This is a genomic window from Franconibacter pulveris (genome assembly GCF_056780215.1).
This window is the reverse complement of sequence record NZ_CM165555.1, coordinates 369509-390806: the sequence shown is the minus strand read 5'-3', so window position 1 is coordinate 390806 and position 21298 is coordinate 369509. Positions and strand designations below refer to the sequence as shown.

The window sequence follows — 21298 nt, the reverse complement described above, 5'->3', positions numbered from 1 at the left end:
CTTAGCTTTTCTCGCTCAGCAGCGCTTCGAGCAGGTCGAGATCGCGCAGCATTTTCATCAGCGTTTCGTTGCTGATCTGCTGCGTGGCGCGCAGATGGTAAAGTTCTCCGCGCTCGGCGTTCAGCGCAGCCAGGCGGAAGCGCCGTTCAAGGCTTTCTTCAAGCTCGCTGTTTTCCACATCGTTGCGCCCGTCAGCGCGGCGGCGCAGATTGCCGATAACCCTTGAGCTCACCTCTCTGAGCAGATCGTCGTCGATGTTTTCATTCACGTCCGCCGCCAGCCGCTCCTCTTTCTTCTGAACGGCGGTGATAGCCACTTCAGCAAGCAGGGACCTGACTTTGCGCTCCTCTTTACGCGCTAAGGCGTGATCCGCGACTTCCACGTTTTGCAGCAGAATGGGCAGCATAATTACGCCAACAAGCAGCGAGAAAAGGATCACGCCCATCGCCAGGAAAATCAGCTCGTAACGCGCCGGGAACAGCGAGCCGTCCGGCAACAGCAGCGGAATAGAGAGCACGCCGGCGAGCGTAATGGCGCCGCGTACCCCTGCGAAAGAGGCGATAAACAGCTCGCGCGTGGTATAGGAGCCGAACTCCATCGGCTTTTTGGTCAGGAAGCGGCGGCTAAAGCGCTTCATCACCCACAGCCACGCGAAACGCACCGCAATAAGCGCCACGTAGATAAGCACGATGTCGAGGAACAGCATCCATACTTCCACGTTCGGATCCAGCTCCGCCTGCGCCAGCGAACCTTCAAAAATGCCGGGCAGTTGCAGGCCCAGCATCAGGAAGACCATGCCGTTGAAGACAAACTCCAGCATCGACCAGACGCTGTTGGCGCGCAGGCGCATGGCGAGCGGCGCGCGGCGCAGCACGCCGGAACGGGTGATGGTCATCCCGGCGGCAACCGCGGCCAGAATGCCGGAGACGCCGATGTGTTCGGCAATCAGGTAAGAGGCGAACGGCAACAGCAGCAGCATCAGCGTTTGCGTGGCGGGCTCATCGCCGCCCCAGCGGCTTAGCAAGCGCAGCGAACGGCCATAGAGCCAGCTTACAGCGATGCCGGCAAGCAGACCGCCAATCGCCACTTTCAGGAATTCGACCGTCGCGCCGCCTACGGTGAAGACCATCGTCCCCATCGCCACCGCCACGGCGAATTTCAGCGCCACCAGACCCGAAGCGTCGTTCATCAGCGCTTCGCCCTGCAGGATGCCCATGATTTTCTTCGGGATGCGTCCTTCGCCCACGATGCCGGAAAGCGCCACGGCATCGGTCGGCGAAAGCACGGCCGCCAGGGCAAAAGCCGGAATGAGCGGGATGCCCGGCACCATCCAGTAGATGAGAAAGCCGATGCCGACCACGGTGACCACCACCAGCGCCAGCGCAAGGCCGATTATCTCTCGCCCATGATCGAGAAACTCGCGGGTCGGGGTTTTCCAGCCGTCAGCAAACAGCAGCGGCGGAATAAAGAGCACCAGAAAAAGTTCCGGGTTGAAATCCACATGCAGGCCAAAGCGCGGCCAGGCCAGTAAGGCCCCGATGGCTATCTGCATCAGCGGAAGCGGGATTTGAAAGGGGAGCACTCGCGTCACTACCCCGGAGAGGGAGACCACAAGGGTCATGATCAGAATGGTAAAAAAGATTTCCATGCGTTCCTTCGATTGCGATGTGTTTTGTATCAGAAAAGCGCTGTTGTGCCCTGATAATAGAACATCGTCATCAATCAAAAGGAAACAGGATGTGCCTTAAAGCGGCAAAAAACGGGCGGCTCACGCCGCCCGCAGAGAGAAAAACGCTTAGATTGCCCAGCCGCCTGCATAAAAAGCGACCAGCGCGATGGCGATAACCACGGTGCCGATGTTCAGCTTACGGAACTCGCCGGAGACGATGCGGCCAATCACCAGAGAAGCGAAGCCTATCATGATGCCGGTAACGATGTTGCAGGTCAGCACGATAAACACGGCGGTGATAAGGCCCGCCATGGCGTCCACGAAGTCAGCGAAATCGATTTTCGCGACGTTGCTCAGCATCAGCAGGCCGACATACATCAGCGCCGGTGCGGTAGCATAAGCAGGCACCAGATAAGAGAGCGGAGAAAGGAACAGGATAAGCAGGAACAGCACGCCGACGGTCAGCGCCGTCAGGCCCGTTTTGCCGCCTGCCGCCGTACCGGCCGCCGATTCGATATAAACCGCCGCGGGCGCTGCGCCGACGACGCCTGAAAACACGCTGGAGAGCGAGTCGGTGGTCAGCGCTTTGCCGCCGTCGATAATCTGCCCGTCTTTATCCAGCAGGTTCGCCTGGCCGGCTACCGCGCGGATGGTGCCCGTAGCGTCAAAGACCGCCGTCATGACCAGCGCCAGTACGCTTGGGATAACGACCGGGTTCAGCGCGCCCATGATGTCGAGGCTGCCAATCAGCGAATGGCCCTGCTCATCTTTCAGCGAAGGCATGGCGAAAATACCGGAGAAATGCACCGTCGGGTCGAAAATCAACCCGACGACAGAAATGCCGATGATGGTCAGCAAAATGCCGCCCGGCACTTTCAGTTTTTCCAGACCGATAATCACCGCCAGACCAATCAGCGACATGATAACCGGGAAGCTGGCGAAGTGGCCGAGCGTCACCGGCAGGCCATCCAGCGGGTTTTTGATAACCAGGCCGACGCCGTTTGCCGCGATCAACAGCAGGAACAGGCCGATGCCGATGCCGGTGCCGTGCGCAACGCCGTGCGGCAAGTTGCGCAGGATCCAGCTGCGAATGCCGGTTGCGGAGATAATCGTAAACAGCACCCCCATCAGGAATACCGCGCCAAGCGCTACCGGCACGCTGATATGCTGGCCCAACACCAGGCTAAAGGCGGTGAAGGCGGTCAGTGAAATGGCGCAGCCGATAGCCAGCGGCAGGTTAGCCCACAGCCCCATCACAATTGAGCCGAAACCGGCGACCAGGCAGGTGGCGACAAAGACAGCGGCGGGCGGGAAACCTGCTTTTCCAAGCATGCCCGGCACGACGATGACGGAGTAGACCATGGCGAGGAACGTGGTAAGACCCGCGACAACTTCCTGACGGACGGTGCTGCCGCGCGCTGAAATTTTAAAGAAGGCGTCAAGCGAACCGCCGGTACGCGCTGAAGGCGTAGACATAGTGAAACATCCCCTGAGATTTTTATGATTTCGCTTCTACGCGTGGTGGACAACCCACTGCCGATCAAACGTCTATTCCCTGGCTGAGTGCGTGGCAAAGGTGGGGGCCACGCAAAGCAAACGTTTAACTCCGCGCGTAAAAACGGCTCGTCAATTTAAGGCAAACGATTATCCAGCCTTCCTGCGGGGATTTTCAACAGAACTTTACGGCTTTGCATGAAAATACCCGCTGGCTGGTTAATTAATCGCCGCGTTATGCGCAAACGATACCGTTGATGCGCAAATTCGCAACAATTATGCAGAATAACGTTTTCAATTTTGCCTGGCTCATAGGGTTTTTGCATGCCTCGCATGCCTCAGCCGCCGGGAATGTCAAACGGGCCGCCTTTTTCCATGGCGCGCTGGTAAGCAGGCCGCGCCTCGATATTTTTTTTCCATGCTTCAATCTGCGGCGCGTTACCCACCCCGCCGCGCGCCAGCAGCGCGATGATGGGAAAGCTCATCTGAATATCCGCCATGCTGAAGCTCTGCCCGGCGAACCAGGGATGCTGTTTAAGATGGTTTTCAATGAACTGCGTGTGCGTGGCGAGTTGCTTATTGAGATACGCCTTTTGCACCCCCTGCCCCAGCGCTTTGCCCAGCGTGCGAAAACCGAAGGGCACCGGCGGTTTGCCGAGACTTGAGAAAACCAGCTTCATCATCAAAAGCGGCATGAGCGAACCTTCGGCATAATGCAGCCAGAAGCGGTAATCCAGCTTCTCTGCCGGGTTCTGCGGCTTAAACCGCTGCTCGCCGTCGTAAGCTTCCTGCAAATATTCAAGAATGGCGCCGGACTCAACCAGCTTGTGTTCGTTATCTTCCAGCACCGGCGATTTGCCGAGCGGATGCACTTTTTTCAACGCCTCGGGCGCCAGCATGGTCGGCTCCCGCTGATAGCGCACAATTTCGTAAGGCTGGTTCAACTCTTCCAGCGCCCAGAGAATGCGCTGTGAGCGGGAATTATTAAGATGATGAACGGTAAGCATGGCGTAACCTCGTGTTATCTCAGTTAAATTAACTATAGGTAACGGGCCGCCAGTCCGGGCGCTGGGGCGATTAAAAAATCGCCAGACCTCTCTGAAAAAACCGCGAGCATAAACTATACTTGCAGTGTCGGCGCAGCCCGGACCCTCCTGCATGATACAACCGAGGGGCGCGATGTCGGGGGAAACCCTCCCGTGAGACAGCGGGATAGAGCGAAAGACCAAGACCGGAAAACCCGAAAGCGCCCGTAATGGGCGCTTTCGTCTTTTACTCGTCTTCCAGCAGCCGTGCGCCGGTGCCCTGCTCGCCCAGCTTATCGTTCGGGTTGCGTAGCGGGCAGTCGCGGCGCGAAAGACAACCGCAGCCAATACAGCCATCCAGCTCATCTCGCAGCGCCGTCATCGTTTTAATTCGCCGATCCAGCTCCTCCCGCCACTGTGATGAAAGTTCCCTCCACGCTTTTGCGCTCAGCGTGTGTCCATCCGGCAAAACGCCAAGCGCCTCGCCAACGGTTGCGAGCGGTATACCGATACGCTGCGCAATCTTGATGATGGCCACATAACGCAATACCTCCCTGGAATAGCGGCGCTGGTTGCCCGCATTGCGGGTGCTTTTTATCAAGCCTTTGCTTTCGTAGAAATGGAGCGCGGAGACCGCAACGCCGCTACGCTTTGCGACCTCCCCCGGCGTAAGCAGATGTTTTAGCCGGGGCATTTTCTTATCCATAGGGCTTTACCTCAAGTTAACTTGAGGAATTATACTCGGCCTCACAACGAACGGCTAATCGGTAATCAACGAAGAGGATGTCTTATGTCACACCAGGAAATCATCCACGCGCTGACGGAATGGATTGATGAACATATTGACCAGCCATTGAATATTGACGTGGTGGCGAAGAAGTCGGGCTATTCGAAGTGGTACCTGCAGAGGATGTTTCGTACGGTGATGCGCCAGACGCTGGGCGACTATATTCGCCAACGACGCCTGCTGCTGGCGGCGCAGGAATTACGCTCTACCCGGCGGCCTATTTTTGATATCGCGATGGATTACGGCTACGTTTCGCAGCAGACGTTTTCACGTATTTTCCGCCGGGAGTTTGACCGCACGCCTTCCGACTACCGTCACAGCGCCTGATGCATAATGGTGGGCGAGGAACAGACTGGCTGAGAGTCGGCGGGGCTCTGATTCAGCCAGGCGATGAACTCCGGCGAAGCCAGCGCTTTGGAGAAATACCAGCCCTGGCAATACTGCACGCCCCGCGTTAACAGCCAACTGACCTGATCGGCGGTTTCCACCCCTTCGGCGACGATTTTCAGCCGCAGGCTTTGCGCCATTTCAATAATATGCTCAACGATAAGATGGCTGGTGCTGTTAGTCGCTAACGTATCGATAAACGATTTATCGATCTTAAGGATATCCACGTTAAGCGAATAAAGATTGTGCAGATTGGAGTAACCGGTGCCGAAATCATCAATCGCCACCTCAAAACCAGACTGGCGAAACGCCTGAATGACCGGCGTGGTTTTCGGCACGTCGATAAAACCTCGCTCCGTCACTTCGATTTTAATTTGCTGTGCGCGCACGCCATATTGTTTATTTTTGTCTTCAATCAAAGCGATTAAGCGTGAGGAGTGGAAATCGGAAGCGGACAGGTTAATCGAGATATAAATTTCGGGGTGTGAAGCAAGGTAACCGCCTAAGTCGCTGAACAATTCTTCTACTACGTAATCGGTTACTTTGGCGATTAATCCTTCTTGCTCAGCCAGCGGGATAAACTCTGCGGGACTCATTACCTGGCCGTTGTAACCGGGCCAGCGCAGCAGCGCCTCGGCGCCAACGCAAAGCCCACGCTGAATATCAATGATGGGCTGGTAATGCAGACGTAATTGTCTCTTCTGGATCGCGCGCTGTAATAAGCGCCGCGGCGAATTAAACTGCTGCTGTGTTCTTGACCATATTAACAGAATGATAGCGCTACAGATGAAACCCAGCGGCAACATAAAAGAGATCTGTCGATGCCATTCCTGATAAAAACGCACATCGGAAGTGGAAACAATAATCGCTATAGGGCGTTTAGCGGAATGCGCAATGGAATAAAAATGAGCGTCTTGCTGAAAAACATCTTCTTTATTATTCAATAATGGCAGGAGCTTGTCGCGCTCGGCATGTTCGCCTAATGAAAAGAATTGCCGTGTGGCGGTATCATAAACGCCGTAAGTTAAATCAGCATCATTGGTCATCACCTCGCCGTAGGCCAGAGGATTAATAACCGCAACATAGTTTCCTTTGCGCATATACACCATTTTATGACCCGCATAAAATGGCGTATCGCGATAATAATAAATAGCGACATCTTCATTGCGCGTATAATCGGCCCGCGACATCGTATAAGGCTCATCAATCACCGTCGAACAGAGAAAGTTATCCCCTTCGGCATAAATAAGATCGCTTACATATAATTGGCCGCGAACGATGTCCAACATATTATTGCGATGAGCAGGCGTACAAACCTGTCCCTGATATTGTTCAGCCTCGTCGCGCGCGAGAACGGCATCCTGCACGACGATTTCGGTTTTATCGAGCACAAGTTGCGCAAATGAGCGCAGATGATCGCGAGTCTCATTTACCGCTCGCAAATGGGCAAACCATAGCGTCAGCATCACGGGGAGCAAGATCACCATGATGATGCCGAAAATTCGCAACGCCTGACGTTGTGCCCTGTGATTCATTATGGCCTCATATCCCTGCTCTCTGTGTCACATTTAGGCGGAAAGGACACTTTCGCAAACAGGTGATTACGTTGCATGAATCAACGAACATTGGCAATAGGCATTTCAATTTATAAAGCTAATATTTAAGCCTGGATAACTAAATTTGCCGTAAGGAAAATGGCGGCGGTCATTTAATTTTTCTTAAGTGAAATATTTCATGCATTTCGCAGGAGAAATTTCCGCCACTTTGCCCAGGAATATCTTTTTAACGCAAATTTCTTTTATTTGCTGGAAAAATAAGCGCGCCGACCGCGGTAAAAGCCTGGTTAACGCCCAGACCTGCATTCGCCTCTTTTTCTGCGCTTTTGAGCGGGGATACAAACTGAACTGCGAGCAGACCAGGCGCGGAGTCTTTCCTGAACACTGAGGTGGCGCGACACGTTCAAAATCAGCCTTGCGCGGGTAGTGCTCAACGCGCTTTCCCCCATTTAAGACTTAGCGCGAGGATGAAGCCTGCGGCAGGCGGATTGCACTCGCCATAAGAAGAAAGGCTTTCACGCCCCACCTGCGTAAAAGCCTTTCTGGATTACTACTCCGCCTTTTCTGCGCAAGCGATAGCGTATGCAAAAGCGTTCCGGCGGCTGTATTCACAGCTCACCGGTAAGAAAAAATAAACTTAGTGAATTTTTTTGTCAGTGCGCATACAGACGCGCACCAATGTTTTAGGTGCTGTGTGTGTCTTTACTCTGTGTAAGCCTGCCTACAGATTAACGGCATATGAAATACTAACGTTAAAAAGGCAGCTGAAAATAGTATTTTAAAGTATAAAGGCTATTTAAAGATATATAATATATTTTATATCTAACAAAACGGCTAAATAACTACGGTCTGCCATCAAGCTAGTTAAAATTAAATTCGGGTTGAGCATAATCCAGAAGAGGTAGTCTGTAAATATTGTTCCGCTCCGTTAAGTTGTTTGAAACGACGATAACGCCAGATATTTCACTTGTTTTCTTATGCTTTTGCGCTGTCGCATGGATTTATTTAGCCGGGCGAGCCCTTATTTATTCAAAAATTTTGTTGATACGCTAAAAAAAGAATTTGAACTGGTCAACAAAAAAGCAAATGTGATATAGTTCACACTCCTGATGTAAATCTGCAATTTCTTCCCTTTTTTGGCCTACGACCGACGCAGCCCGCGTTAACGCGATGCGCGGACGTAGCAAACGTGTCTTTGAGGAACGGTTGATGGCTACCCTGGCTACCAGTGTTGTGCTGATGCGCTGGCAAATTTTAAGTGCGGTGCTCATGTTTATGGCGAGCACGCTTAATGTGCAGTTTCGTAAATCGGATTACCAGGCGCTTGCCTTTATCAGCAGCGGCCTGGGTATCGCTGCCTCCTGCTGGTTCGCCACCGGGCTGCTGGGAATGTCGCTGGACTTTGCCGCCACCTGGACGCATATCAAAGACGTCATGCTGGAAATCATGAGCCATACGCCGCCGGAATGGCCGATGGTCATTACCTGATAAAAACTGAAAGCCTCCCCTGCGGAGGCTTTTCTTTTACATGCAGCCGGCGCAACTGGTGCACCGCCAGTCGGCCCGGTTAACGGCCCGCCAGAAAAAACGATAATTACCCTCTTCAGGCGGAATGTGGTTTTCAAAAAAGCAGTCCGTCAGCCATTCAACGTTTTCGACAATCCACTCATCCTCTTCCAGCCCATCCGCAAAAGTTTCATCTTCCGGATCGATAATGGAATAGATACCCCAGGTTCCCATCGCTTTGTCTTGCCAGCGTTGCGGTAGCGTGATGGGCCTTCCGGCGAAGGTAATTATCCAGTGACCGTGGCACAGTAAATTACCGTTGCGGCTCCAGGCGGCGGTGAAAGGATTTTCCTCCTCAGTCATAACGCTTTTCCTTTAACGGTGATGCCTGCTGGCGTAGGTCAGGAAAAACCGTCTGGCAGGCTGGAGCGAAAAGCATGACACCCTGCGTCTTGTGTGGAAATGCTGATTAAGGGGTAGCGTGTCTACCTCTGGCGTCATCTCAATAAATCGCGCCTGTAAAAAAACCCTGCCGGGGCAGGGTTTTTTATGACAGCGCATACGCTTATCACATTGCGTTTAACGGCTTTATCAGAACGGGATGTCGTCGTCGAAGTCCATCGGCGGCTCGTTGGACGGCGCCGAAGACTGCTGAGGACGCGACTGCGCGCCGCCGCTGAACTGCGCATTGCCGCCCTGCGGCTGCTGCGGTTGACCCCAGCCGCCTTGCTGCTGCTGGCCGCCGCCCATGCCGCCGCCTGCTGGCGCGCCGCCACCCTGACGGCCACCCAGCATCTGCATGGTGCCGCCCACGTTTACCACCACTTCAGTGGAGTAGCGATCCTGACCGCTCTGATCCTGCCATTTGCGGGTACGCAGTTGGCCTTCGATATAAATCTGAGAGCCTTTACGCAGGTATTCGCCCGCGACTTCCGCCAGTTTGCCGTACAGCACTACGCTGTGCCATTCGGTCACTTCTTTCATCTCGCCGGTTTGCTTATCGCGCCAGGATTCCGACGTCGCCAGGCGCAGGTTCGCCACGGCCCCGCCGTTCGGCATATAGCGTACTTCCGGGTCCTGCCCCAGATTACCGACGAGAATCACCTTGTTTACGCCTCTGCTGGCCATGATCGTGTCTCCTGAAAATCGTTTCTAAATAGTGTAAACAGTCAATTCTATCACGCCAGCCCCTGAGAGTGATACCCGCGAGCCAGCTTCCAGAAATGTTCACGCAGTATACACTGTTGCAAACAAATACTGGATATCCATTCAGGTTAAATTGTGTCATAATTAACCGTTTCTGGCCACCGGTTGTCCTTTAAACACCCAGGCATTAGCGTTCAATCCAGGATAGGTGAATGGATAAGATCGAAGTACGGGGCGCCCGCACGCACAATCTCAAAAATATCAATCTTGTTATCCCACGCGACAAGCTCATCGTCGTTACCGGCCTCTCCGGTTCCGGTAAGTCCTCACTGGCTTTCGACACCCTGTATGCCGAAGGGCAGCGTCGCTACGTGGAGTCGCTCTCCGCTTATGCGCGGCAGTTCCTGTCGCTAATGGAAAAGCCGGACGTCGACCATATCGAAGGTCTGTCGCCCGCGATTTCCATTGAGCAAAAATCGACGTCGCACAACCCGCGCTCCACCGTCGGCACGATTACAGAAATTCACGACTACCTGCGCCTGCTTTATGCCCGCGTGGGCGAGCCGCGCTGTCCGGATCACGGCGTCCCGCTGGCGGCGCAGACGGTAAGCCAGATGGTTGATAATGTGCTGGCGCTGCCGGAAGGCAAGCGTCTGATGCTGCTTGCGCCGGTTATCAAAGAACGTAAGGGCGAACACACCAAAACGCTGGAAAACCTGGCAAGCCAGGGTTATATCCGCGCGCGTATTGATGGCGAAGTCTGCGATCTCTCCGATCCGCCGAAGCTTGAGCTACAGAAAAAACATACCATTGAAGTGGTGGTGGATCGCTTTAAGGTGCGTGAAGATCTCTCCCAGCGTCTGGCGGAATCTTTTGAAACCGCGCTGGAGCTTTCCGGCGGTACGGCGGTAGTGGCGGATATGGATGACGCAAGCGTTGAAGAGTTGCTCTTCTCCGCTAACTTCGCCTGTCCGATTTGCGGCTACAGCATGCGCGAGCTTGAGCCTCGTCTTTTTTCGTTTAACAACCCGGCAGGTGCTTGCCCGACCTGCGACGGCCTCGGCGTGCAGCAATATTTCGACCCGGACCGCGTGGTACAGAATGGCGAGCTTTCCCTGGCTGGCGGCGCCATCCGCGGCTGGGATCGCCGTAACTTCTACTATTTCCAGATGCTGCGTTCGCTTGCCGATCACTATAAGTTCGACGTGGAAGCGCCGTGGAATACGCTGAGCGCGACAGTGCAAAAAGCCGTACTGTTCGGCTCCGGCAAAGAAACCATTGAGTTTAAGTACATCAACGACCGTGGCGATACGTCGGTACGTCGTCACCCGTTTGAAGGCGTGCTGCACAATATGGAGCGCCGTTATAAAGAAACGGAATCCAACGCCGTACGCGAAGACCTGGCGAAGTTCATCAGCAACCGCCCCTGCACGACTTGTGAAGGCACTCGTCTGCGTCGCGAAGCGCGCCACGTGTTTGTCGAAAACACCGCGCTGCCGACAATTTCAGATATGAGCATCGGCCATGCGATGGATTTCTTCACCAATCTGAAACTCTCCGGCCAGCGTGCGAAAATTGCCGAAAAAGTCCTGAAAGAGATTGGCGACCGCCTGAAGTTTCTGGTCAACGTCGGTCTGAACTACCTGACGCTGTCTCGCTCCGCAGAAACCCTCTCCGGCGGCGAAGCGCAGCGTATTCGTCTGGCAAGCCAGATTGGCGCGGGCCTGGTGGGGGTTATGTACGTACTGGATGAACCTTCTATCGGTTTGCACCAGCGCGATAACGAACGTTTGCTCGGCACGCTTATTCACCTGCGTAACCTCGGCAATACGGTGATTGTGGTAGAGCATGATGAAGACGCCATTCGCGCCGCCGACCATGTTATCGACATCGGCCCCGGCGCAGGCGTGCACGGCGGCCAGGTAGTGGCGGAAGGCCCGCTCGAAGCCATTATGGCGGTGCCGGAGTCGCTGACCGGGCAGTTCATGAGCGGCAAGCGTAAAATTGAAGTGCCGAAAGAACGCGTGAAGGCGGACCCGGAAAAAGTCCTGAAGCTGACTGGCGCCCGCGGCAACAACTTGAAAGACGTTACGCTGACGCTGCCGGTGGGGCTCTTTACTTGCGTGACGGGCGTTTCCGGCTCAGGTAAGTCGACGCTGATCAACGATACCCTTTTCCCGATAGCCCAGCGCCAGCTCAACGGCGCCACTATCGCCGAACCTGCGCCATACCGCGACGTGCAGGGCATGGAGCACTTCGACAAGGTTATTGATATCGACCAGAGCCCGATTGGCCGTACGCCGCGTTCAAACCCGGCGACCTACACTGGCGTCTTTACGCCGGTACGTGAGCTGTTTGCGGGCGTGCCGGAATCGCGCTCGCGCGGCTATACGCCGGGTCGTTTCAGTTTTAACGTGCGCGGCGGGCGCTGCGAAGCCTGCCAGGGCGATGGCGTCATCAAAGTAGAGATGCACTTCCTGCCGGATATTTACGTGCCGTGCGACCAGTGCAAAGGCAAGCGTTATAACCGCGAAACGCTGGAGATTAAATACAAAGGCAAGACCATTCACGAAGTGCTGGATATGACCATCGAAGAAGCGCGTGAGTTTTTCGACGCGGTGCCTGCGCTGGCGCGTAAGCTGCAAACGCTGATGGATGTGGGCCTGACCTATATTCGTCTCGGCCAGTCCGCCACCACGCTTTCCGGCGGCGAGGCGCAGCGCGTGAAGCTGGCGCGCGAGCTTTCGAAACGCGGCACAGGTCAGACGCTCTATATTCTTGATGAGCCGACCACCGGGCTGCACTTCGCGGATATTCAACAACTGCTGGCGGTATTGCATCAGTTGCGGGATCAGGGCAACACGATTGTGGTTATCGAGCATAACCTGGACGTGATTAAAACGGCTGACTGGATTGTCGATCTCGGGCCGGAAGGCGGCAGCGGAGGTGGTGAGATTCTGGTGTCCGGCACGCCGGAAACCGTGGCGGAGTGTCAGGAGTCGCACACTGCGCGCTTCCTTAAACCGCTTCTGAACCAATAGCTTTACATCCGGGTCAACAGGCCCGGATTTTTTTATCCTGAATATATCTCCCTTCCCTTGCTCATTCTCAGAAGTCGCGTTTTGTTAATAGCCTTGTCGCATAAAAAAATGCCCCGCAAAGCGGGGCATTTAAGTCTATCCATAAACGCTATTAACGACGGTAGTAAGCCGCTGTAGCGCTATTGTTATTACTGGACTGTGGGTAAGCTATCTCGCTCGGCACAGGTTGTTGCTGCAGTTGCGGCTGCGGATAAACCGGGACATGGTAATTATCCGGATGTGGCTGAGGTTGCGGCTGCGGATAAACCGGGACATGGTAATTATCCGGATGTGGCTGAGGTTGCGGCTGCGGACGTGGCTGAGGTTGCGGATACGGCTGCGGCTGCGGCTGCGGCTGCGGAACATAATCAGGTGTAATTGAACCCTGGTTATCTACAACAGTGCGAGGCGTAACCGCCACTGATTTACCGCTGATAGAAGCATCTTTGGCGTTAGTCAGCTTTTTAAGCGAGAAATAGATATCGCCATTGCTGGCAATAGTGCCTTTGTTAGTCACCTTGTCACCCGTCCAGCTAACGCCATTCGCGCCGTTAATTTCGCCTTTGTTCACAAAGTCATGCTGCTGGGTCTGGAATTGCACCTGGTTAGCCGCCACGATCTTACCGCTGTTGTAATTATCGGTAGCGACAGGGCCATGACCGCCTTGCATATTCAGGCTAAAGTTATTGCCTGCCTGAATAAGACCTTCGTTTGCGAAGCGGTTATAGACGCTGAAAGTAGCGTTACGGCCAGCCTTAATCACGCTTGCTGGCTCGGCGACAAAGTTATTAGCCGCAATTGCCACATCTTTCGCCGCCTCCATTGTGCCATTGCTGTTGTCCACCGTATCGCCATAAACAATGTTCAGCGTGTTTTTGGTGCTTATCTCACCGTTTTTATTATTCAGCGTACCGTTACCATTGAGATAGAGCTGAGTCGCCTTACCTGTAGAGACAATACGTCCGTTTTCGTTATTGATAGTGCTATAAGCGATAGTGGAAACCGGGCTGCCAAAGCGGTTATGAGTATCTCTTACATCACCTTCGCCAGAGTAAATCCCACCTTCATCACGGTACTCATGTTGCCAGTTTTCGCTAGCGACAAAGTCTGCGCTATGCGTGTTAATCAGTGTCATACCGCTTAAATTGATCGCATTATGCGAGTCAAGCAACCCGGCATTATTGTTCAGCGTGGTAGCCGTGATATTCAGACTGCCGTCAGAAGCAATAACGCCTTGCTCATTGTTAAGGCTGATTGTTTTCGGATCAAGCCGGTTATAGTAGTTATAAGTTAACCAGGCATCGCCACCGCTGTGGATTTCGCCGCCTTTGTTATTCAGCGTTGATCCGTTCATGGAAGTCATATATTTAGACTCTATATGTCCATTTTCGTTATCAAGCTTTCCATTTCTGATATTTACGCTGCCGCCACTTATTTTACCGCCACGGTTCTGAATATCGCCGGCGCCAGAAGCCTGAATATCCAGGAGATCGCCAGATCGAATTTCAGCATTATTGTTAACCAGAGATTTCGCTCTGATAGTTAATTCCTTGTCTGCTGCGATCAAGCCGCCGTTGTTGACTAACTGACCATCTACATTTATGAAGAGATTCTCGTTTGCAACCATATTGGCATGATCGAGACGAACGCCAACGCCGTCTTCCGTGCCAATCATGTTGATTTTACCGGCGTACATTGAGCCCAGCGCGGACACATCCAGCGCCAGCTCCGGCTTATTGCTATCTGAGTCCAGCTTCGTTACCTCGCCTTTAGCATTTACCTTATTGCTGCCGGTCACGATGGTGAGGTTTTTGGCCTGCAGTTCAGCGTTCAGTTTCACGGAGCGGGCCACAATGTCAGTATATTTTGCCTTACCGTCATTACCCACATCCATGCCCGCGCCAGCGATAACGATTTGACCTTTGGTAACTTTCACACCGGTCAGCTTGCCATTATCATCAAACGTTGGCGTACCGGTAGTCAGCGTGGCATGGTTAGTATTAATAAAACCGCAGCCGTCGCAGGTGATGCCTGATGGGTTAGCGATAATCACCTGAGCCGATTTCCCCGCTACTTCTACCATGCCGTTTAATTGGCTCGGATCGGCGGAACGCACTTCATTAAGAATGATGGTAGCGCTGTTGCCGGCCAGATTGCTGTTAGCGTTGATGGCGCCAGCCAGTTGGGTAGAGGTATTGGCGGTGCTGTTGTTCAGTACTACGCCGTTTTTGTCTACGTTAAATTCAGAATAAATATTGTGCGAAACGCCTTGTTCGCTGGCTTTGTTAATATCGACAATCGTTGCGCCATTTGCACCAGTATGAATGCCCGGCTGATTCGCCGCGCTGGTATCAGCAGTAATTGCCGCGTTAGCCGTTTCGACCATTCCCAATGCTAACAGCGTAGCGAAGCAAACCGGGCCCAGTTTCGCATGAAGCGTATGCTTAGATGCGCTTTTTACATCTTTCCTGTTTTTCATTTCCTTTTCCTTTTTCTGGTGAATCACATGGCAATATGACGCAACAATTCATGCTATTTATTAATGCCAAATAAAACATAATAAACACCCGCACATCATAATTGCCGCATTAATTATATCTTTTAAAAAGAAAAGCAAAAACAAACCACTTTTAAAAGCAGCGCAATAGATACATTATAAAAATATATAACTTACATATAATAATCTTCAGCTATCGTAATAGAGCTATAAAAATGCAATTCTTTGTAAAACAAGCATGAAAAAGGAAAAATAGTCTACTAAAGGACTACTTGTCTTTATTAATAATAAAAAAGGATTTATCTGCCGATTTATCTCAACGTCGCATACATTAAAGCATGTATATAAACCATAAACTTACGTTCAACGCAGCGTTACTTTCAGGCTGTCCATTATTTTTATCTGTTTCAGGTGTAATAATGGCATGTCTGTTTCTGCGGCACAGAAGAATTCATTCGGAAGCAATGCGCGGGGCAGTCCCCCGCGCAGATGACTTTACACCGAAAGCTGCTGTCTGGTTTGCTCCGGCAGCAGCCCCAGCGCCTGCTGATAAGAAGCATCTACCAGATAATAAATTTGCGAATCCGGTAAATTACCGTCCAGGTAAACCGTGCTCCAGTGCGCTTTATTAAGATGCGCGCTGGGAAAGACATCTTCATGCTTCTGGCGCAGCAGTTCGGCCAGTTCCGGGCTGGTTTTCAGCGAGACGGCCGGCCGTTCTTGTACCTCATGCACCATAGCGTAGAGCACATCTGCTACTTTTATTTGCGTGGCCTTCCAGTCGCTATGCACGCTTTGTTCAGCACCGGGTTTACTCATGCAATATTGCAACAGCTCCGAGTTGGTCATCATTATTCCCCTTGTAGTGTGGCGACAATCCGGCGCGAACCGCCGTCAATGCGATGTTCTCCCAGCCAAATCCCTTGCCAGGTCCCCAACTGCACCTGTCCGCGATGAACCGGCAACAGCAAAGAAACGCCGAGCGTCGACGATTTGATATGCGAAGGCATATCATCCGGGCCTTCATAATCATGCTCGTACGGGGCGTTATCCGGCACAGCCTGCAAAAAGTAGCGTTCCATATCCCGGCGGACAGAGGGATCGCAATTTTCATTCAGCGTCAGGGAGGCGGAAGTATGCTGAAGGAGCAGATGCAGTAACCCAACGTTGATCCGGGAAAGCCCTTCTATCTGGTGGAGGATCTCCTCCGTTACCAGATGAAACCCTCTCGGCTTCGCGTTCAGCGTCACAGTCTGTTGGCACCACATAAGCTACTCCCTAAACAGAAATCAATCCTGTTAAGTGTGTAGCCTGATGGACGAAAGGTAAAATCAGGAAGTTGTTTTAGGGAAAAAAAGCGGCAATACCATTACCGGAACGGGCCGAAGCCCGTTTTTATGCCTTTGCAGGTCGCTGTTAATATTGCCACTGTACGGCAAAACCAACCGTTACGGGGCTGGTGTGCATCTCTGCGGGTTTGAGTAAGGGCGCGCCAACAAAAAGGTCGTAGCCGAATTTACCTTTTACGCCCCGGATGCCTGCCGCCGCCCCGGCAATATGTTTGCCGCTCCAGTAATCATTTTTGGAACCGCGAACTTCGCCATAATCCACCCCAATGTAAGGCTGCATGCCCCATTGCGGCAGGTTCAGATTAAGATCGTTACGCAGATACCAGCCTTTATCGGCATAGAGCGTCGTTTCACCATCAAATCCGCGTACCGTCCAACGGTTGCCGATAGTGAATTTATCAGGTTGCGTTAATTTGTCCGCAGAAGTTTGCGACATGAAATGCGGCTCATAGCTCATCGACAGCTTGCCCAGACGGAACGGGAAGGTGCCGTCCACGCCCAGAGTAATAATACGCGCCTGCGAATCCGCGCTGCCTACTACTTCTTCCGCATCCGGTTTTTCGCCGAACCAGTGCGCAGCTCGCTGATAGCCGAGGCTGGCTTTAAGTTGTCCAAAGGCAAAATAAGCAAGATGCTCAAGGTTGAGTTTCCAGCTGCTGGTATCGCGGCGCTGCACCTCGACCTCCACATCATTGAGGTTATAGGTGGAGTCGCGTTTAATTGCTTTTAACTTGAAAGTCGTTTTTTGACTGGCGCTGCGATAAATAACCCGGCTTAACTGGGCGGTAACTAATTTTTCAATGCCGCTGTAAAGATAACTAAAATCACCGCTATGAATGGTTTGGGTATAACGGTATTTACTGCCGTAAAATTCCATCAGCCAGTATCCCCATGGGACAGAATAGAAAGCAGAGACGTTATCGCTGCGGCGTCCGTCTTCGTTTTTTACCCCGCCGCCATAGGCCGCATAAAAAGTGTCATTCAGGGAGGTTGGGTTGTCCAGATAGAGCGCCAGGCCGCTCTGATAGCGTCCGGTATATTTACTGCCTGAATCATCGGCCCAGGCGCCAAGCCGCCAGGATTTAAGTTGTTTGCGGCTGACTTCTACCTGGGTTTCACCAGGCTTAGCCCCAGGAACGAGGTTTATTTCAGCCGTAGAACCCGGGACGCGTTGTAAGTTTTCAATTCCTTGCTCCAGGCCGCGGAGATCGAGCAGGTCTCCCTTTCGCTCCGGGAAGTTATTTAATGCATGGATATATTTCCCCGAATCGCCTTTAAAAATAATGTCGCTGATTTTTCCGGGCAGCACACGCAGCGTAAGCGTTCCTTTACTTAAATCCTGCTCTGGCACCAGCACGCGCGTTGTAATATAGCCATGAGAGATCAAGCGGTTTTGTACTGCTTTATAGAGCGACCTAATGCCGTTAACGCCAATACATTTCCCCTCAGCCTGACGGGTTAAATCTCGAAAAACCATCCAGTGTGGAAGTGCTTCCCGGTTTTCTAAAACAATACGCGTAATGTTGTAGCAGGGCTTTTCCTGCGGTATGGCCATTTCATCACTGATACGTTCAGCATCAGATGAAAGGAGCGATTTAGCTTCGGGAGCAAGCTGATTTCGTCTGGCTTCATCTTGCTGCTGCTGGCTTAGCGCCTGTTGGCTCGCCATGACTTCAGCATAAACAGGAGAGTGAATGCCGAACAGCGCAGAAAGAATGGCTCCGTAAGCGCTAAATTTATTAACAACCATGTAAAATCCTTTTCACTCTACTTTCATCTATGCCGACAGAAATAGCCATTACAACTATAAAATCAATTAATAGAAAATAACGCTCTATATAAAATAGAGCGTTATGTTTATCGTACTACTCACTAATTATTAAAACTTACCGTAGAAACTACCTGCACCCGCAAAGATGATGAATGAACCATCCGGGTAGGTTTGTACGCTACGGATATACACGCCGTTTACTTCTTTACCGCTGGCATAGTTAACGCCATTGATCCAGACGCCGCCGTTACCATCGAAACCATCGGCATGTTGGGTATTGTCTGCGATTGTATCGCCGTTATCTGGGGTGTTATTACCGTTATCTGGGGTAACATTACCATTATCCGGCGTGGTGTTGCCATTATCAGCGCTGTCGGTTTCATCGCCAGTCTGGGTAATTTCACCCATGTTATTAACGCGGCCACGAGTAATCACTTTGTCGCCTGTAATTTTTCCGCTAGCGTCGTTGGTAATATCGTTAGCGCTAGCAAGGGTAACGTTGCCAGTGCTGCTGATATTGCCGGCGTTATACAAGGAATTAGCCTCGATATTAACGGCTTTGTCGCCTTGAATGGTGCCGATGTTAGAGAAATGGCTGCCAGCAAAGTTAATGTTAACATTATCACCGCCCAGGATATTACCTTTATTAGCATAGCTAGCCGGACGATAACTTAACGAGGTGACATTAACATCATTAGTGGCTTTGATTTCGCCAGTATTATCGAAGTTATTGGTCAGATTAAACGACGCAGAATGTCCCGCCTCAATCTGACCATCTTTTTCATTCATCAGCGCTGAGGTGTAAACATTCATATCGTTACCGGCGCTAATCTTGCCCTGAGCAAAGTTATTGATATTATTGGCGTTGAAATTCATATCGCCACGGCTGTCAATGGAACCGCGGTTGTACAGATCGATGATCTGCCAGTCCATTTGGTTCGCCGAGATGCTTCCGCTATTATCGAATACATTGCTATTCGACTGAACAGACAAACGACCAGCTGCATCGATGATACCAGTGTTTGAAGCAGAGCCTGAATTACCGTACCAGCCACTTCCGCCCAGAGACATCAACAGGTCCTGACCCGACTTGACAGCGCCTGCGTTCTGGAATGTACCGTTCACCATCAAATCCATATTCTGGCCAGACGTTAATGAACTGTCTGCGTCGGAGGCATAGCCATTCACATACATATGCATGTATTTGCCTGCACCAATCTTACCTGCAGAGTTGTCGACCACGCCATTAAAGGTGACATTTCCTTCGCCAACAATGCTGCCGTCATGGTTAGTCAGCGCGTTGTTGCCCATCACCATCAGCTCGCTATTTTCGCCAGTAGCCGTAATGCTGCCGTTATCATTCTTCAGCTCACTGGCGGTAATTTGAGTCCAGGTCGCATCATTAGCGTTACCAGAAGCAATTACACCTTTATTGTTGTTCAGCGTACCGGTGTTGATATTCAGTGAGCTATTGGCACTGATAGAACCATCCTCGTTATAAACATTAGCGGAGTCGATGGTCATATTGCCTTTAGCGTTAATATGACCATTCTTGTTAACCACGCCATCTGTTTTAGAGGAGTTATAGTAGTTGTAACTGCCACGGTTGATAGTAATATTACCGTCGCTCGTGATATCGCCATCGGTATTATTCAGGGCATTCGATATTATGTCTACAGCCTGGGTGCCATGAATAGAGCCGCCCGCGTTGTTTACGGTTTTGCCGCCATAAACGTTAACGTTGCCGCCTTTGATTTTGCCGCCGTGGTTATCAACACTACCTTGTGCCGAAACCATGACATCGCCGTCCGCAGTAATCTGGCTATTACTGTTCAGTACATCCTGTTGGCTGTTCAGCATGACGCTGTTTTTGGCCGATAAATGGCCGCCGTTGTTATTGATAGTGCCGTTGACATCAATAGACAGGCTATCCGTCGCCGTCAGGTCAGCATGATCGAGGCGTACGCCTACACCCGCTTCAGTACCTTTCATATAAATTTTGTTGGCGTACATGGAGCCCAGTGAAGAGACATCCAGCGCCAGCTCCGGCGCATCGCCGGTTGCAGCGATGGCTTTCACGCGACCATTCTTGTCGATATGGTTGCTGCCTGTAGTGATGTTCAGTTCATTTGCTTTGAGCTGCGCATTCACTTTAACTGAACGAGCAATGATATCGGTGTACTGCGTGGAAGAGGTATCCATGCCTTTGCCGGTAATAACAATCTGGCCTTTCTTCACATCCAGGCCATTTACTTTACCCTGGGCATCAATGCTGGCGGTGCCAGTAGTCAGCGTAGCGTGGTTGGTATTGATGAAACCGCACCCGTTGCAGGTTATCCCTGACGGGTTCGCGATAATAACCTGAGCGGACTGCCCCGCCACTTCCACCATACCGTTCAACTGGCTGGGATCGGCAGAGCGGACTTCGTTCAGAATCACCTTCGCGCTGCCGCCAGCCATGTTGGCGTTGCCGTTAATCTGTCCGGCCAGTTGGGTGTTTGTTGCACCACCGCTGTTATTGAGAATGACGCCGTTCTGGTCGACGTTGAACTGCGAATAAACGTTGTGTGATACGCCTTCCGCGCTGGCTTTATTAATGTCAACGATGGTAGCGCCATTCGCGCCAGTATGCACAGAAGGTTGATTAGCGGCAGAGTTATCCGCGACTATGGCAGCCTGTACAGGCAATACCATTCCCAGAGCCAGCATTGTTGCGAAACAAACCGGCGCTAAATTTGCATGAAGAACATGATGACTGTTCTTCATGTTATGCAGTCCTTTATTTTTCATAACATTTCCTTAAATTATTTCTATATGCCTTTTTATGTTTAATTTTGTCTTTCCCCTCAGAGGCAAAGAAATTTCCGCCTCTGGTTGAAGAAAAAACAAAACTATTTTTATATTGGAAAGCGGTTTGCTATAGCAGCGATTTGTAATAAAGCTTTTCTGCAGAAGAAAATTCCAGGACTTAGAAAGCGCACTTGTAATTTCTATGTTATACAGCCATGAAATTCATATCAATTCTAAAAAT

Annotated in this window: 15 protein-coding genes; 3 read left to right on the top strand and 12 right to left on the bottom strand. The window is 51.8% G+C overall.

The window, feature by feature from the left end:
• Position 1 precedes the first annotated feature (1 nt).
• From ACU4F7_RS01900 to soxR, 4 genes are all read right to left on the bottom strand, one after another.
• A complete protein-coding gene (locus ACU4F7_RS01900) occupies positions 2-1648 on the bottom strand; it encodes a Na+/H+ antiporter (RefSeq protein WP_029593143.1) in 1647 nt (548 codons plus the stop codon).
• Positions 1649-1795: 147 nt separating this feature from the next.
• A complete protein-coding gene (gene ghxP / locus ACU4F7_RS01895) occupies positions 1796-3145 on the bottom strand; it encodes a guanine/hypoxanthine transporter GhxP (RefSeq protein WP_029593144.1) in 1350 nt (449 codons plus the stop codon).
• A gap of 356 nt (positions 3146-3501) precedes the next feature.
• Complete coding sequence (locus ACU4F7_RS01890) at positions 3502-4170, bottom strand: glutathione S-transferase family protein (RefSeq protein ID WP_481637920.1); 669 nt, start codon at positions 4168-4170, stop codon at positions 3502-3504.
• A gap of 265 nt (positions 4171-4435) precedes the next feature.
• Positions 4436-4894, bottom strand: a complete 459-nt coding sequence (soxR, locus tag ACU4F7_RS01885; protein WP_481637919.1) for a redox-sensitive transcriptional activator SoxR — start codon at positions 4892-4894, stop codon at positions 4436-4438.
• 84 nt (positions 4895-4978) lie between these two features.
• Between soxR and soxS the strand changes: the two genes are divergently transcribed.
• Positions 4979-5302 carry a superoxide response transcriptional regulator SoxS gene (gene soxS / locus ACU4F7_RS01880; RefSeq protein WP_024557292.1) on the top strand — a complete coding sequence of 108 codons (324 nt, stop codon included), beginning with the start codon at positions 4979-4981 and terminating at the stop codon, positions 5300-5302.
• Here soxS and ACU4F7_RS01875 read toward each other — a convergent pair.
• Complete coding sequence (locus tag ACU4F7_RS01875) at positions 5290-6897, bottom strand: EAL domain-containing protein (RefSeq protein WP_029593146.1); 1608 nt, start codon at positions 6895-6897, stop codon at positions 5290-5292. The two genes, soxS and ACU4F7_RS01875, sit on opposite strands and share 13 nt — an antisense overlap.
• Before the next feature lie 1230 nt (positions 6898-8127).
• Here ACU4F7_RS01875 and ACU4F7_RS01870 point away from each other — a divergent pair.
• The gene (locus ACU4F7_RS01870; protein WP_024557294.1) at positions 8128-8406 is read left to right on the top strand and encodes a YjcB family protein; all 279 of its coding nucleotides are present in this window, start codon (positions 8128-8130) and stop codon (positions 8404-8406) included.
• 36 nt (positions 8407-8442) lie between these two features.
• On the opposite strand, the gene ACU4F7_RS01865 is transcribed toward ACU4F7_RS01870, so the two are convergent.
• Entirely contained in the window at positions 8443-8787 is a 345-nt protein-coding gene (locus ACU4F7_RS01865; protein ID WP_029593149.1) for a hypothetical protein, read from the bottom strand.
• Between the two features lie 228 nt (positions 8788-9015).
• Complete coding sequence (gene ssb1 / locus ACU4F7_RS01860; RefSeq protein WP_024557296.1) at positions 9016-9552, bottom strand: single-stranded DNA-binding protein SSB1; 537 nt, start codon at positions 9550-9552, stop codon at positions 9016-9018.
• Positions 9553-9782: 230 nt separating this feature from the next.
• Between ssb1 and uvrA the strand changes: the two genes are divergently transcribed.
• On the top strand, positions 9783-12611 hold the full coding sequence (uvrA, locus tag ACU4F7_RS01855; protein WP_481637918.1) for an excinuclease ABC subunit UvrA: 2829 nt from the start codon (positions 9783-9785) through the stop codon (positions 12609-12611).
• 151 nt (positions 12612-12762) lie between these two features.
• On the opposite strand, the gene ACU4F7_RS01850 is transcribed toward uvrA, so the two are convergent.
• The 5 genes from ACU4F7_RS01850 to ACU4F7_RS01830 form a co-directional block, all read right to left on the bottom strand.
• A complete protein-coding gene (locus ACU4F7_RS01850) occupies positions 12763-15129 on the bottom strand; it encodes a filamentous hemagglutinin N-terminal domain-containing protein (protein ID WP_481637917.1) in 2367 nt (788 codons plus the stop codon).
• 513 nt (positions 15130-15642) lie between these two features.
• Entirely contained in the window at positions 15643-15996 is a 354-nt protein-coding gene (locus ACU4F7_RS01845; RefSeq protein WP_024557299.1) for an MmcQ/YjbR family DNA-binding protein, read from the bottom strand.
• 2 nt (positions 15997-15998) lie between these two features.
• Entirely contained in the window at positions 15999-16415 is a 417-nt protein-coding gene (locus tag ACU4F7_RS01840) for a secondary thiamine-phosphate synthase enzyme YjbQ (RefSeq protein WP_029593151.1), read from the bottom strand.
• A 148-nt stretch (positions 16416-16563) separates the two neighbouring features.
• Entirely contained in the window at positions 16564-18246 is a 1683-nt protein-coding gene (locus ACU4F7_RS01835; protein WP_481637916.1) for a ShlB/FhaC/HecB family hemolysin secretion/activation protein, read from the bottom strand.
• 129 nt (positions 18247-18375) lie between these two features.
• A complete protein-coding gene (locus tag ACU4F7_RS01830; RefSeq protein ID WP_481637915.1) occupies positions 18376-21057 on the bottom strand; it encodes a two-partner secretion domain-containing protein in 2682 nt (893 codons plus the stop codon).
• Positions 21058-21298: the final 241 nt, after the last annotated feature.

Coding starts and splice junctions, on each gene's coding strand:
- uvrA (WP_481637918.1), top strand. CDS start 9,783: ATGGATAAGATCGAAGTACGGGGCGCCCGCACGCACAATCTCAAAAAT.
- ACU4F7_RS01870 (WP_024557294.1), top strand. CDS start 8,128: ATGGCTACCCTGGCTACCAGTGTTGTGCTGATGCGCTGGCAAATTTTA.
- ACU4F7_RS01865 (WP_029593149.1), bottom strand. CDS start 8,787: ATGACTGAGGAGGAAAATCCTTTCACCGCCGCCTGGAGCCGCAACGGT.
- ACU4F7_RS01845 (WP_024557299.1), bottom strand. CDS start 15,996: ATGACCAACTCGGAGCTGTTGCAATATTGCATGAGTAAACCCGGTGCT.
- ACU4F7_RS01835 (WP_481637916.1), bottom strand. CDS start 18,246: ATGGTTGTTAATAAATTTAGCGCTTACGGAGCCATTCTTTCTGCGCTG.
- ACU4F7_RS01850 (WP_481637917.1), bottom strand. CDS start 15,129: ATGAAAAACAGGAAAGATGTAAAAAGCGCATCTAAGCATACGCTTCAT.
- ACU4F7_RS01840 (WP_029593151.1), bottom strand. CDS start 16,415: ATGTGGTGCCAACAGACTGTGACGCTGAACGCGAAGCCGAGAGGGTTT.
- ssb1 (WP_024557296.1), bottom strand. CDS start 9,552: ATGGCCAGCAGAGGCGTAAACAAGGTGATTCTCGTCGGTAATCTGGGG.
- ACU4F7_RS01890 (WP_481637920.1), bottom strand. CDS start 4,170: ATGCTTACCGTTCATCATCTTAATAATTCCCGCTCACAGCGCATTCTC.
- ACU4F7_RS01830 (WP_481637915.1), bottom strand. CDS start 21,057: ATGAAAAATAAAGGACTGCATAACATGAAGAACAGTCATCATGTTCTT.
- soxS (WP_024557292.1), top strand. CDS start 4,979: ATGTCACACCAGGAAATCATCCACGCGCTGACGGAATGGATTGATGAA.
- soxR (WP_481637919.1), bottom strand. CDS start 4,894: ATGGATAAGAAAATGCCCCGGCTAAAACATCTGCTTACGCCGGGGGAG.
- ghxP (WP_029593144.1), bottom strand. CDS start 3,145: ATGTCTACGCCTTCAGCGCGTACCGGCGGTTCGCTTGACGCCTTCTTT.
- ACU4F7_RS01875 (WP_029593146.1), bottom strand. CDS start 6,897: ATGAATCACAGGGCACAACGTCAGGCGTTGCGAATTTTCGGCATCATC.
- ACU4F7_RS01900 (WP_029593143.1), bottom strand. CDS start 1,648: ATGGAAATCTTTTTTACCATTCTGATCATGACCCTTGTGGTCTCCCTC.